At 55.0% G+C, this 13,813-nt stretch carries 12 protein-coding genes and 1 pseudogene; 2 read left to right on the forward strand and 11 right to left on the reverse strand.

All coding sequences use genetic code 11. The features are described 5' to 3' along the window. Positions 1 to 5: 5 nt before the first annotated feature. The 5 genes from CF137_RS12905 to CF137_RS12925 are packed head-to-tail and all read right to left on the reverse strand — an operon-like array spanning position 6 to position 4,592. The gene (locus tag CF137_RS12905) at positions 6 to 1,013 is read right to left on the reverse strand and encodes an ABC transporter ATP-binding protein (protein WP_139719468.1); all 1,008 of its coding nucleotides are present in this window, start codon (positions 1,011 to 1,013) and stop codon (positions 6 to 8) included. A 6-nt stretch (positions 1,014 to 1,019) separates the two neighbouring features. Next, complete coding sequence (locus CF137_RS12910; RefSeq protein ID WP_139719470.1) at positions 1,020 to 1,796, reverse strand: ABC transporter permease; 777 nt, start codon at positions 1,794 to 1,796, stop codon at positions 1,020 to 1,022. Next, on the reverse strand, positions 1,789 to 2,688 hold the full coding sequence (locus CF137_RS12915) for an ABC transporter permease (RefSeq protein ID WP_139719472.1): 900 nt from the start codon (positions 2,686 to 2,688) through the stop codon (positions 1,789 to 1,791). The genes CF137_RS12910 and CF137_RS12915 overlap by 8 nt, the downstream gene beginning before the upstream one ends. Beyond that, entirely contained in the window at positions 2,688 to 3,521 is an 834-nt protein-coding gene (locus CF137_RS12920; RefSeq protein WP_139719474.1) for an alkaline phosphatase family protein, read from the reverse strand. Before CF137_RS12920 ends, CF137_RS12915 begins: the two co-directional genes overlap by 1 nt. Positions 3,522 to 3,530: 9 nt before the next feature. Further along, positions 3,531 to 4,592 carry an ABC transporter substrate-binding protein gene (locus CF137_RS12925; protein ID WP_139719478.1) on the reverse strand — a complete coding sequence of 354 codons (1,062 nt, stop codon included), beginning with the start codon at positions 4,590 to 4,592 and terminating at the stop codon, positions 3,531 to 3,533. Positions 4,593 to 4,856: 264 nt separating this feature from the next. Here CF137_RS12925 and CF137_RS12930 point away from each other — a divergent pair, with 264 nt between their 5' ends. Further along, on the forward strand, positions 4,857 to 5,621 hold the full coding sequence (locus tag CF137_RS12930) for a UTRA domain-containing protein (RefSeq protein WP_139719522.1): 765 nt from the start codon (positions 4,857 to 4,859) through the stop codon (positions 5,619 to 5,621). A gap of 141 nt (positions 5,622 to 5,762) precedes the next feature. On the opposite strand, the gene CF137_RS12935 is transcribed toward CF137_RS12930, so the two are convergent. Beyond that, complete coding sequence (locus tag CF137_RS12935; protein ID WP_139719480.1) at positions 5,763 to 6,527, reverse strand: helix-turn-helix domain-containing protein; 765 nt, start codon at positions 6,525 to 6,527, stop codon at positions 5,763 to 5,765. A gap of 1,275 nt (positions 6,528 to 7,802) precedes the next feature. Between CF137_RS12935 and CF137_RS12940 the strand changes: the two genes are divergently transcribed. After that, entirely contained in the window at positions 7,803 to 8,405 is a 603-nt protein-coding gene (locus CF137_RS12940; RefSeq protein WP_139719482.1) for a porin family protein, read from the forward strand. A gap of 87 nt (positions 8,406 to 8,492) precedes the next feature. Here the strand turns inward: CF137_RS12940 and CF137_RS12945 are convergent, their stop codons facing one another. From CF137_RS12945 to CF137_RS12965, 5 genes and pseudogenes are all read right to left on the reverse strand, one after another. Next, a complete protein-coding gene (locus tag CF137_RS12945) occupies positions 8,493 to 9,491 on the reverse strand; it encodes a sensor domain-containing diguanylate cyclase (RefSeq protein WP_139719484.1) in 999 nt (332 codons plus the stop codon). A 264-nt stretch (positions 9,492 to 9,755) separates the two neighbouring features. Further along, positions 9,756 to 10,258, reverse strand: a pseudogene (locus CF137_RS12950) (GNAT family N-acetyltransferase). Between the two features lie 531 nt (positions 10,259 to 10,789). Continuing rightward, positions 10,790 to 11,821, reverse strand: coding sequence for an IS630 family transposase (locus CF137_RS12955; RefSeq protein ID WP_139719486.1), 1,032 nt, complete (start codon positions 11,819 to 11,821; stop codon positions 10,790 to 10,792). Between the two features lie 142 nt (positions 11,822 to 11,963). After that, entirely contained in the window at positions 11,964 to 12,614 is a 651-nt protein-coding gene (locus CF137_RS12960) for a hypothetical protein (RefSeq protein WP_139719488.1), read from the reverse strand. Positions 12,615 to 13,004: 390 nt separating this feature from the next. Continuing rightward, the gene (locus CF137_RS12965; RefSeq protein ID WP_139719490.1) at positions 13,005 to 13,757 is read right to left on the reverse strand and encodes a hypothetical protein; all 753 of its coding nucleotides are present in this window, start codon (positions 13,755 to 13,757) and stop codon (positions 13,005 to 13,007) included. Positions 13,758 to 13,813 lie beyond the last annotated feature (56 nt).

The raw sequence follows: 13,813 nt of genomic DNA on the forward strand, positions 1-13,813 counted from the left end.
AGGTGTCATGCTACCTCACAGAGTTGATCCCGGGCCACCGCCAGGGTCACGGCGCTGCCGGTGGCCAGCAGATCGCCAGCCGAGCGGTTGAGGCAATCCACCGTCAACAGCCCCGCCTCGCACTCCACCTGATAGCGGATCACGTTGCCGAGCAGCTGTTGCTGGCGAATGATGCCGGGCAGGCTGGGATCGCTGCTGGTCGCCCCGGCGGGCAACAGGGTGATGGACTCCGGCCGCAGCGCCAGCTTGCCCTGAAAACGGGGGCCGAACAGCGACTTGCCCTGCTCGGCGCCAAGCAGGTTGTAGTTGCCGATAAAACCCGCCACAAACTCGCTGGCGGGGCGGGTGTAGATCTGCTCCGGCGTACCGCTCTGCACGATGGATCCCTTGTTCATCAGGAAGATCCGATCCGACATGGTGAGCGCCTCCTCCTGATCGTGGGTCACGAAGATGGTGGTAAGTTCGAGCCGCTGCTGGATCTCGCGGATCTGCTGGCGCAGGCTGCGGCGGATGCGGGCATCCAGCGCCGAAAGCGGCTCGTCCAGCAGCAGGATCCTTGGCCGCACAACCAAGGCGCGCGCCAGTGCCACCCGCTGGCGCTGGCCGCCGGAGAGCTCACCCGGATAGCGGCGTTCGAAGCCGGTCAGCTCCACCAATTCCAACGCTTCCTGCACGCTGGCCGCCAGCTCACGCCCCGGTTGGGGCTTCATCTTGAGGCCAAAGGCGACGTTGTCCCACACCGTCATGTTGGGGAACAGCGCATAGCTCTGGAACACCATGCCGATGCCCCGCTTCTGGGGCGCCTGCCAGGTAATGTCCTCACCGGCCACCCGCACCTGACCGCCATCCACCGGGGTGAGCCCGGCCAGCGCCCGCAGCAGGGTCGATTTGCCGCAACCGGAGGGGCCGAGCAGGGTCACCAGCTCCCCCTTGCGAATGCCGAACTCGATCCCCTCGAACACCGGAGTATCGCCATAGGATTTGTGCAACTGATTGACTTCTAAATGAAACATCTTGGATCACCGATGAAATCTGTTGGCCGCCCAAGTGAGCAGCAGGGTCAGCAGGAAGTAGCTCATCACCAGCGCACTGGTGAAGTGGCCCGAGGTGGCGCGCATGTTGTAGAGGTAGACCTGCAGGGTCTCGTAACGGGTGCCCACCAGCATGTTGGCAAACACGAACTCGCCGAGCAGGAAGGAGAGCGAAAGAAACAGCGCAGCCAGCAGCCCCTTGCGCAGACAAGGGATCACCACCAGCAGAAAGGCGCGGCGACTACTTGCCCCCAGCAAATGGGCAGCATCCATCAGATCCCTGAGCGGTACCCCTTGCAGGCTGTTGGCCAGCGCCCGGTACATAAAGGGGAGCACCACGGTGAACCAGGTGCCGATCAGGATCCACGGCGTGCCGATAATCGGCAGGACACCATCGGCGTAGATCTGCAGCAGCCCCACCGACGAGACCACTGGCGGCACCGCAAAGGGGAGCAGGATCAGCAGGTTCATCCAGGGATCCAGCTTTGGGAAGTAATAGGCCACCACCAGCACGGTCGGCACCAGCACCAAAGTGCCCAGCAGCAGGGTGGCGAAGCAGACCAGCAGACTGCGGCCAAACGCCGCCAGAAAGCGCGGATCGCCCCACAGTTTGAGATACCAGTCGAGGGTGAAGCCATCCGGCAGCAGGGTCGCCCCCCAGCGGGTGGAGATGGAATAGAGGAAGGTGGCCAGCAGCGGCAGCAGCAGGGTGGCGACCAGCGCCACCAGCACCCACTTGGGCCAGCGCGGTTGCAAATCATGCATGGGATTGCCCCTTGTTCACATAGCTCTTTTTCAGCAGCCACTGGTTGGCGGCCGTCACCACCCCCAGCAGCACCATCAGGATCACCGCCAGCGCCGCTGCCATATTGGGCTCGAGGAAGATGTCGCCGGAGACCAGACTGGCCACCCGGATGGTCACCAGATTGAAGTTGCCGGTAGTGAGGGCGTAGGCGGAGGCATAGGCCCCCACTGCGTTAGCAAACAGGATGATCAGGGTGCCGAGCAGCGCAGGCGTCAGCACCGGCAGCGCCACGTGCCACACATACTGCCCCTTGCTCGCCCCCAGCAGCGCGGCGGCCTGCGGCCACTCATCCTGCAAGGCATCAAACGCCGGATAGAGCAGCAGCAGGGCAAGCGGGATCTGGAAGTAGGTGTAGATGAGGATGAGGCCCGATCCCGAGTAGAGGTTGAAACCGTCAATCAATCCCCAGGATTTCAGCAGCAGGGTCACTGCACCGTTGATGCCGAGAATGATGATGAAGGCGAACGCCAGCGGCACCCCGCTGAAGTTGCCGGTCATGGTGACAAAGGCCAGCAGCAGCCGCTTGACCCGCTCGCCGCTGTGACGCAGCGCCGCCGCCCCCAGAGTGCCGATGGCAAGCCCCGCCAGACTGGCGATACCGGCGATCCGCAACGAGTTGGCGAACGATTGTAGATAGAAGGGGGAGCTCAGGATCTCCCGATAGTAGTCGAGGCCCCAGCCATCCGGGGTCTGAAAGCTGCCCACCAGCACCCACACCATAGGGGCGAGCTGGAACAGGATCATCAACAGGACAAACGGCAGCAGCACCAGCGCGGGCAGCCAGTGGCGGCGCGCCTTGCGCCGGGTGGCCACGGGTTGATCCAGCAGGATCTCGGTGGTTGCAGGCATCATCAATGCACCTCGCGCATAAAGGCCGCCTTGAGCAGCGGGGGAGCCACCGGCTTGTCGTGGGCAATGCCCAGCAGGTCGGCCATCAGGGCGCAGAGCTGGGTCTGGGCGATCACCACCCCATCCGGCCACTGCTCGATAAAGGCATCGCCAAACAGCCAGAGCGGCACAGAGCGCTCTTCCGGCAAAGAGCCGCCGTGGCTCAAGTCATTGTTCATGCCGTGATCCGAGGTGATCACTACCTGATACCCCTCCGCCAGCCACTGGGGCAGCAGATCGGCCAGCAAGCTGTCCATCCGGCGCGCCTGATTGCGGTACTGGCGCGAATCGAGGCCAAACTTGTGGCCAGCGTCATCCACCCCCATCGGGTGGATCAGCAGGAAATCAGGATCGTACTGGCTGCGCAGCCACTCACCATCCATCAGCAGATGGCTGTCGGGGTAGGCATCATCCCAGTAGAAGCAGCCGTGCTGGATCGGCAGTTGCTCATCGTGAGTAAAGCGATCCCGCGCCGCCAGCCAGGGGCTGCGGTTGTAGAGTTCGCTCACCCAGTAATAGGCCGCCGCTGCGGTGCGTTTACCCGCGGCGCGGGCCAGATGGAAGATGGCGTCGTGCTGGCTGAGGCGACTCACCCCGTTGTGGGTGATGCCGCTCGCCACCGGCGGCACGCCGGTCAGGATGCACTCGTAGAGGGGTCGGGAGAGAGACGGCAGGGCAGCATTCAGGGTCGTATGCAGGCCGCGCCCCGCCTCCACCATGCCACCGAGGTAGCCCATGGTGTGGGCTACCTCGGCTGCCAGACCATCCACAAGTACCACTATCACCTTGTGTTGCACTGGGTTCCCTTACTGCATGTTGATCATGACGGTTTCTTGCCACTGGCGCGGCAAGGCTTTGGAGCTCTGCTCCCAAGCCGCATGGTCGCTGACCGGCTTGGCATTGGCATACTGCTCGGCTGGCAGCAGCTTGGCCTTGACGTCATCCGGCAGGGTGACGTTGCTGCGGATGGGGCGGGCGTAGCCACGGGCCAGGTTGATTTGACCGGCATCGGAGAGGATGTATTCCCGCGCCAGCTTGGCGGCGTTGGGGTTCTTGGCCCACTTGTTGATGATGGTGGTGTAACCGGCGATGACGGAGCCGTCGCTCGGGATCACTACCTCAAACTTCTTGGGGTCGATCTGGTCGCGGTAGTTGAGGGCGTTGAAGTCCCACAGCACACCCACTTCCACTTCGCCTTTCTCGATATTGGCGATGGTCGGGTCATTCAGCGACAGGCGACCCTGCTTGGCCAGCTGGCCGAACAGATCCAGCGCGGGCTTGAGGTTCTTCTCGCTGCCGCCGGTGGCATAGGCCGCCGCCAGCACGCCGTTGTTGGCCTGAGAAGCCACACCCACATCACCCAGGGTCACCTTGTAGTCGCCACCCAGCAGGGATTGCCAGCTGGTGGGGGCCGCCTTGACCAGATCCTTGTTGATCAGGAAGGCGATGGTGCCGGTATAGGCCAGCATCCAGTGACCGTCCGCATCCTTCGCCCAGTTGGGAATATCAGCCCAGGTGGAGGGTTTGTAGGGCTGGGTCACCCCCTGCTTGACCGCAACCGGACCGAAGGCGCCGCCCACGTCACCGATATCGGCGGTGGCGTTGGCCTTCTCGGCGGCGAACTTGGCGATCTCCTGCGCCGAGCTCATGTCGGTATCCTGATGCTTGATGCCGTAGATGCTGCCCAGCTGTTGCCAGGTATCCTTCCAGTTGGCCCAGCTGTCGGGCATGCCGATACTGCTGAGTTGCCCTTCGCCGCGGGCGGCCTTCTCAAGATCCGCAATATTCTCGGCGGCATAGCTATTTGTGGCAAACAACGGTTGGCTGATGGCCACCATGGCCAGTGCACTTGCGATCACGCTTTTCATCATCCCATCCCTCTGGACTAGGTCAGTTAAGGTTCGAGAGGGATGCTAGAGGGGAATTGTGACGGTGGCGGGGCGCTTTGATGGCAGTTTAATGACAATCACCCTGTCATGTCGCTGTCATCCAGCGCGGTTACAACTCTGAACCCGAGTGAGGCTGGACTACTCCAGCAAGGGATTGGCCAGCCATCCGCCTTCTGAATAAGCAACAGGGATAAGAGTGTGACCGAGCCGAGATTGAGCGAGCAGATACTGAACGAACAGAGCATGGCCGATGGCCGCTCCTCCTCCAAGTGCGAACAGATTTGCCAGACCCTGCGCCGCTATATCGGCAGCGGCCAGCTGGCGGCCGGGCAGCAGTTGCCCGCCGAACGGGCCCTGAGCGAGCGATTTGCCACTACCCGCATCACCATCAAGGAGGCGCTCTCCAGCCTCGAAGCGGATGGCCTTATCTACCGGGCCGAGCGGCGCGGCTGGTTCGTGGCGCCGCCCCGGCTCACCTACGATCCCGCCATCCATACCCACTTTCACCAGTGGATCGGCGAGCAGCAACGCACCGCCGAAACCCGGGTGCTGGCCCACGGCAACGAGCTTGCCAGCAGCGAACTGTGCCGCTGGATGGGGCTTGCGCCCTTTACCCCGCTCTACGAAATCCGCCGCCAGCGGCTGATCGACGGTCGCCCGGTGCTCCACGTCAGCCATCACCTGCTGGCCAGCCGCTTTCCCGATATCGCCAGTGCGCCGTTGGCCAGCTCCCTCACCGAGCTCTATCAGCAGCGTTATGGCATAGGCCAGGGTGGTGCCAGCCTCGAGATCACCCCCTCGGCGGCGCGAGGCGCCATCGCCCGCGCCCTCAATCTGGCGGAGGGGAGCGCCGTGCTAAGGCTGGTGCGGGTCAACTACGACGAGCGGGGCGGTCTGGTGGATTGCGATATCGAACACTGGCGGCCGGATGCAATCCGTATCTGCCTCGATACGCGAGTATTGCAACCAGCCGCAGGCAAGCAGCAACAAACCCGGCTCGCCGATTAGGGAATATCCAGAACACTGTCGAACACAGTGGCCATCCGCATCTGTCTCGATACCCAAGCGCTGCAACCGGCCGCAGGCAGATTGCTGCAAGTACCTCAACTCACCGAGTAGACCCCAACCAACACGGCGGATCCCGCAGGATCAGCAGTCGATATTGGGGATCATGTCGTCGAAACTCTGGTAGCCGCAGTCGGCCAGTTGCAGCGACATGGTGTAGGTTTTGGCATGCTCCCGCTGGCCGATGGCGGGGCGGTTGAGCTTGAGCTCCTCATGCCAGTACTCCTTCATCCGGTCGATCAGCGCCATTGCCTCCCCCTCGTTGAGGTGCAGCTGACAGAGCGCCATATAGTTGTTCGACTTGTGCATGTTCTCCACCAGATACTCCCCCAGCACCGACATCGCCTGCCGCGCCTGCTGGCGGGCGAAACGGCTGTGCTGCTCGAAGCTGATCCGCTCGCTGATCAGGAAGTGGTAACTGTTGTCGATACCGAGCTGCAAAATGCCCAGCTTCTCCAGCTTGCGCAAATAGAGGTAGCAGGAGGCATCGGTCAGGCTGTACTCCCGTTTGAGATCGATCAACGTCTTGTCGCGCCAGAAGATATTGGCGAGAAAGGCGTAGAGCCCCGGCTCGTTGTGAAACGCCTCATCCTGCTCTTGCGTAAAGACGGCGCGGCGGCTCTGGGCATCCTGAGTGCGATCCAGCAGCTCCTCGAACGAGAGCCCCACCAGATGGCAGATCTCCAGCAGGGTATCGAACGGCAGGGAGGGCTTGTTCATCATCCGTTTCACGGTGGCGATGGAGACGCCCATCGCCTCCGCCAGGGTCTGATAGCGGATCCCCTTGTCGGTCAGGGTCTTCTTCAGGGTGTCGAGAATATTGTTGGCCAGGGTCTGGCTGTAGGTCATGCCACTATTCCTTGTTATCGCACTTTCATTGCATGGTTATGCCGAGTCAGCTTCTGACCTATTTTTACCTTCAAGGCTCAGATATTGACACCGAAAAAATACCCCAGAGAAAAAACCGCTTAGAATGCCCATCAGGACAGACCAGTTAAGCAGCGAGGTCGCAAAATCTGACACCAGACAGTGCATATCTTTCAACCCGCAAACATTTTGCTAGTGCTGCATAGAACATCGCGCATAATCGAAACGTATCGAATTCAAGACCCTTCCTGGTTGAGAAATCGATTGTTTGCTTCCAAATTTTTTTATTTTAAACCGTAAGGTTTTTTCTCTTTCCTGGCATTGGGCGGCGCTGATAGCACCGCCTTTTTCTTTTCCCTGAATTCAGTGGTCAGGTCAAGGGCCCCGGCAGGGGAAGTGTCACCGGCCACACGCAGCCCACCGATGAGCCCGCCACCACGACCTCTCTGGCAAGGTATCCTAAACGGCCATCATTACCCATTTTTGGCATAAAATATATTTAAAACTGTGCCTAAAAAAGTTTCATTAAATATAAAAATCAATATAAACAAGTTATTAAAAACACCAAAAATCTTATCTTTCAAATAGCTTGTATATATAAGCCCACAAAATTAATCGACCAGCACTACCAATATCTTCCCATTACATCCCGCCCCCACCCCAACAAGTGCAGCCAGATGAAGAAAAAGAAACCCATAAGAGCCCACCCGCGCATCTGATGGGCAACATCAACACCCGCAAAAACAGCCTCAAAAGACCACCAAAATCACAATCGGAACAATCCCAAACCACAAAAAGAACAAAAAACAGGCAAAAAGATAGATTTTTTTCTCACGGTTTCATCTTGTGACGGAGCTCAAAAAACAACCACAAAAAGACTCGCACCTATCAATGGCATCTGAGATGCTAATTTTTGGTCAACTAAACATAACCCCACTCGAAGGAAAATTTATATCGATAAAAATCAATCACATAGAATCAGAGATGAACGCATCGACAACCATTAAACTCGCCACTTAATTATTTCAAGCTCAATAAAGCTAAAACTCTAATAACACCATTTATTAAACAAAATAGCCCTACTTGCAGCCAGCATTATTTAGGCGCATGGGGAAATTACACTCTTGTTATTCATAAATACGCTGACTATACTGCGGCCCCTCTGTGGAAACAGAGATGTGACGGAAATATAAAAAGCTTCATGGATTGAGCAATATAAATCACACGCAGTTCACGCAACATAAGGTTTATTTATCCATGAACAAGTTTAATAAAATTGCCGCTTTCTCCCTGCTTGCCCTGGCCATGAATGGCGGCGCTCATGCCGAAGGCTGGTATGCAGGTCTGGATCTGACCACCTCCAAGATGGATCTCGACGGCCAAGCCAAAGATCTGAGCAATGCCGGCATCATCGATGACCAGCTCAATGGCGGCAGCCTGATCGTGGGTTACAGCTTCAAGTCTTGGCTGGCGGTTGAAGGTGGCTTGCATGGTCAGCACATGAGCCAGAGCAAGAATGGTGTGGATCTTTCCACCAACACCAGTATCGATACCAGCAGCATCAGCCTGGCAACCAAGCTGAGCCAGCCGCTGGCCTGGGGCTTCAGCGCCTATGCCAAGCCGGGTATCGCTTACACTCGCACCAAAAGCGAGTTCTCTATGAACATTGCCGATGTCCAAATGACCAAAAACACCACCAAGGGTACTGTACACCCCAACCTGGAAGTGGGTCTGGACTACGCCTTCAACGACCACTTCTCTGCCGGTATCGGTTACGAGCGCCAGTTCAACGCCCTGAGCCTGGGTGACGATCACTACTCTCTGGATACTTTCAAGCTGGGCCTGCGCTACCACTTCTAAGTCGCGCCGCGTCAGTAACAATGCAAAAGGGCCGCAGGATCTTATCCTGCGGCCCTTTTTACTGGCGAGTTACTGGCGAGAGCGCCGTTAGCAGATCTGGTTCTTGCCCAGCTGCTTGGCCTGATAAAGCGCCCGATCGGCACGCACCATCAGACTCTCCTTCCGCTCATCCGGCTGATACTCCGCCAGCCCGAAGCTCATGGTGGTGGGGCCGTGGGAGCAAATGGGATCGATCGCCATCCATGCTTGAAGCTTGCTCGCCACCACCAATGCATCCTCACGGCCGGTGTTGGGCAACAGCACCATAAACTCGTCGCCGCCCCAGCGAGCCAGCAGATCGATCTCGCGGATATGGCTACGCACCCGCGCCACTACGTTGATCAGGGTCTGATCCCCGATGTGATGCCCATAGCTGTCATTGATCTGCTTGAAGTTGTCCACATCCATGGCGATCACCGTAAAAGGCTGATGAAAACGGCGAGCCCGTTCGCACTCCAGCTGCAACGCCCGCTCCAGCCGATAGCGGCTGGCGGCGCCGGTCAGGGCATCGGTCTCTGCCAGCTGGCGATTCTCCTCCACCTTCTGTTGCAGCGCCTCATTCAGCCGCACCAGCTCGGCGGTACGCTCAGCCACCAGCTGCGCCAGCGAATGATTGCGCAGCTCCAGCTGATCCAGCAGCAGCTTGCTGGCGTGGATATTGTGATGAGCGCCGATCATTCGCGCCACAGAACCGTTGGGGTTGCGCTCGATGATCCGGCCGCAATCTTCAATCCAGATATAACTGCCATCACGGGTGCGGCAACGATATTCGGCGCGATATTCAGGGGTATTGCCGCTCAGACAGAGATCAAAATTCGCCATCACTGCGGCCAGATCATCGGGGTGGATCACCTGCTCCCAGGTGAAAACGGTATTACCGAGGCTATGGACCTCATAACCCAGCATCCGGTACCAGCCGGAGTTGCGATAGACGAAACCGGTATTGGCATTCCAGTCCCAGATACCATCGCTGATCACCTCCAGAATGCCGTGTACCACAGCTTCGCTAACATCCGAGATCCTGATCCTGTCACAGTCCTGCACCATAGCGGTTACCCTTATTCTTCTGCCCCGCGCCACCACGGGGAATCGCTGTTTTATCGTGAGGCGCTACCTTGGCATATCGCAACAAATCTGTCAGCCAGAACCCCACCGCACCACCGTTTCCCCGGTTATCGGCCACTCACGGCACAGGCTGAATCACGGGAGCCATAAGTGTGGTTCAAGTGCGCCCCATTTACCGGATTTAACTCACGATTCAGTCGTTTGGGGATGGAAAAGATGGGGGATACCCGGGGGCAACCACAGAGATCAATCGGCCAGGGTCAGCCGATAAAAATCCGTCTCCTGATGTTTCGGATTGGGGCGCAGAAATACCCAGCCAGATCGCCGGTAATGGCTCAAGGCCCGCACATTGGTGCGACTCACAGAGAGAATGGCCCCTCTACAGCCCGCCCCCAGCAACTGCTGGCGGATATAGGCCTGCAACTCGGCGGCCAAGCCAATGCCACGATATTCGGGAAACAGATAGATAAGTTGCACATAGCCAGTCTCGGGTTCATCGGAAAGCTGCGAAATTCCAGTTGTCCCACCAGTTGTTCACCCGCCCAGACATGCAGGTAGTGCCATTGCGCTTGCCCCAGCCTTTCTCGGATCCGCCCCCGATAGCCGTCGATAAAGTCGGCAAAACCATCATGGGTATGAAAACTGCAAAAATAGGCATCCCTGCGCACCTGCACACCTGCACACCTGCACACCTGCACACAGCGTTTGTAATCCCGATCCAGATCGATGGTGTTAAATTCAAGTCGCAATCAATGACATCCTGTCGTGTGTAGGTAGGGTGTAATAAGCGAAGCGCATTACACCTTTTGGCAGATAAATAGCAGCGGTGCAATTCACTTCGTTCATTGCACCCTACCCGCCCTCACCCTGCCCTCTCCCTCAGGGAGAGGGGATAAAGCAGCACCGGTAATATGATCGCCAGCCACGTAGGTTCGATTAGCGAAGCGTAATCGGACAGCGGTAACAGCATTGCTCCCTTCTCCCCTTGCGGGAGAAGGGTCGGGGATGAGGGGCAGGAAAAAAGAGAGCACGCGGTAAACGTTGGGCTTCGCTACGCTCAGCCACAACCTACCCAATCGGTAGGTTGGTGTTGAGCCTGCAAAGCCCAACATACGAGATATGTAGGGTGTAATAAGCGAAGCGCATTACACCTTTTTCCAGATAAATAGCAGCGGTGCAATTCACTTCGTTCATTGCACCCTACCCGCCGTCACCCTGCCCTCTCCCACAGGGAAAGGGGATAAAGCGGCACCGGTAATAAATAACTGATCCTAATAGTGCTACACCTTCGCTGTGCCATAGCCATTCCCCGGGAAAGGAGACACGGTATCCATGAAGTGTTTCACTCGAGCCAGCAGGTTGGCCATCCCTCTGCATTGATGATTGCGCGTGATGGTTTCATGCAACTTGTGCCACAGCCGTTCTATGTGATTAACCCAAGGGCTGTAAACTGGCTGGAATACCAGGCAGAACTTGGGGTTCTTCTTCAACCATCGCTCGGTCTGTTTGCTTTTGTGAATGATGTAGTTATCGAGGATCAGCGTGATGGTTTTGGCTCGTCGGTAGTGGTGGCGCAGCTTTTCCAGCATGGCGATAAACAGCGATGAGTTTTTCTTTATCCCGCTGACGTAAAGCACTCTTCCGTTGCCTGTATGAAGAACGCCTGCCAGGTAATGCTTGGCATTCTGCCCCGGAGTGACAACACGCTTTTGTTGCGCTCTGAACATCCAGTCGGCCCCTAATTTGGGATTGAGGTCTATATCGACTTCATCCTCATAAAACACCGGATTATCAGCATTACAACGGGCCAGCGCGGCGTCGATATTCGCCATTTTCTCCTGATAGGCCGGGTCTTTTATCCGCAAGGTCGGCACGGGCCTGCGCCAGACAATCCCCATACGAGGTAACCATCGACGAAGTGTGGAGGCGGCCACATTGAGCCATGTTAACTTATTGATTTTGATAGCTAATAGCTCGGTACACCAACGGCTGCGCTGATAACCAAAATCTTGCGGAGAAAACTGCATGAGCAGCACCAGTAAGGTGACCATCTTGGCGACAGGTAAAACTGGGGCACGGCCAGCCGGTAAGGCTTCTAGCGCATCTATGCCTTCATCTCGATACCACCGAAGCCAACGACCGATGGTCGAGCGCGCAGCGCCGGTAAGGTGATGAACATCGGTGACCGTACGTCCTTCATGTAACAGCAAGATGGCCATCAAGCGACGAGCATGTCCTTTATCACGGGTGGCATGGATGATTTTGTGAATGCGGCGGCGCTGTGGCCGTGGCAGGGGTGGTAGGATAGGCATCAACTCAGTCCTTTGGGTGTGGCTTGTTTTGTTTGGCGACTAATCAGATCGCACAAACTGGACTGAGTTCCCTTCCTCCGGTGATCTACTATTCGGAACCGCTATTTATGATCGCCAGCCACACCGGTTCGATTAGAGAAGCTTAATCTGGGCGCGAGAACGAGATTAACTCCTTATTTACTTGCTGGAAAGAGGTTGGCGGTGAGGGGATAGAAAAATAAGATTTCTCTGGATATACCTTGTAGCTCTCCAGGTATGACCCAGCCTCGTTAACCCGAGTTTTCACCCATACCTCACCATAATCCCGAATCTGCTCCTTACCAAGGTTATTATCACTGTAACAAATATTAAACCAATACCCTGTATGCTTATCTTTTATTTTTAAGCCTGCCTCACAACGGCCGTATTTACCTTTGGATGGTCCGGGGTGAACCACTTTATATTCCGTATCATAACTGACCACTTTATCTGGATAAAAATAGACGTACATATCATAGCCATACCATGACGTTATAAGCATCATGAAAAAGCAACTACCAAACGCTTTTACAATATATTTTAAGGCATTACGTCTAGGACATCGAAAAGCAGTTACTATCGCACCAACCAATCCAAATAACGCACTGATAGTAATGTAGGTGAGCAACTCAGGAACCAAGTCAGCAATAAGTGTTTTATCTGACAATCTTGTCTTGAATAAGATACTTGCCAACCATAGAACAACCAGAAATATAAAACCACCCCCAAGCAGCATGTTCTTGCACCGTTCGCTTTTAAAAATATGAATTGTCATTTTACTGCCTGATTTATCATTAAAAACGAAAAATATCCCACCATTTTGCAAGATAAATATGGGCGGTGCAATTCACTTCGTTCATTGCACCCTACCCGATTTTACGAAGTGGGCATTGTGGCAACCCGCCCCCTCTCCCAAAGGGAGAGGGGGTCATGCGGCATCGAGGATATAGCGTTGGCAATGGCGTGTGAATTCGAGATATAGCCACGGAGCCAAATCTCCCTTCTCCCCTTGCGGGAGAAGGGTCGGGGATGAGGGGCAGGAAAAAAGAGAGCACGCGGTAAACGTTGGGCTTCACTACGCTCAGCCACAACCTACACAATCAGTAGGTTGTGTGCTGAGCCTGCGAAGCCCAACATACGAGATAAGCTACAAGCCATGAAAAAATCAGAATGGAATATCATCATCCCATACATAAAATTTATTTCTAACATCGGATATTTCATTTCTAATTTTTTCTATCTCATCAAATCTTGTATCGCTTACGATTTTATTCTCCAGTGAATTCAATGCTTTGTCTAGATTGGTAACAACTCTCCCAATATAATCTCTTTGTTCTGAATCTTGCGCTGACAAGCGTTTATTGGTATGTTCCAATTGTGCAACAGAAAGACTTAACTTATTATTATCAGCGCGGAACTCTTTCGATTTAAGTTCGAAATCAGAAAGCAATTTCGCATACTTACCCTTAAGATTTATTATTTCACGAATGAGCTCTAATTTTTGACCTGCCCATAACTCTAATTCTTTGTCTTTTAACTTAACAACATATTCATCAGTTGACTCAATTTTTGCGCACACGGTCTCCTTTCTTCTAACAAAGGCGTCTTTCTGCGCTTTATTGCTATTTTCATCTCTAATTTTATCAATGCAATTATCATGTATAAAGCTGTAGATCGTATTTAAAACTGGAAGTATTACCAAATATCCGACAGATACTAGAAATGGGATTAACAGATCATCTGTAACCCCCCAACTTTTATTCTTTATAATGTCAAGCTTCCCTTGGTTACTTTCCAATATAAACCTAGCAACTCCATTTATATTCAAAAACATCCAAGACAAGACGAACGCGCCGATAATAGGATTATTTAGTCTAGATGTTGCATTATCTTTCAATGACTTAAGTAAATCCTTCATCAATAACCTCTAATCAGAATCGATTCATGACAATATGCAGCAAATTTCTTTTCCCA

Source organism: Aeromonas sobria, assembly GCF_006243315.1.
GTDB classification, from domain to species: Bacteria; Pseudomonadota; Gammaproteobacteria; order Enterobacterales; family Aeromonadaceae; genus Aeromonas; species Aeromonas sobria_A.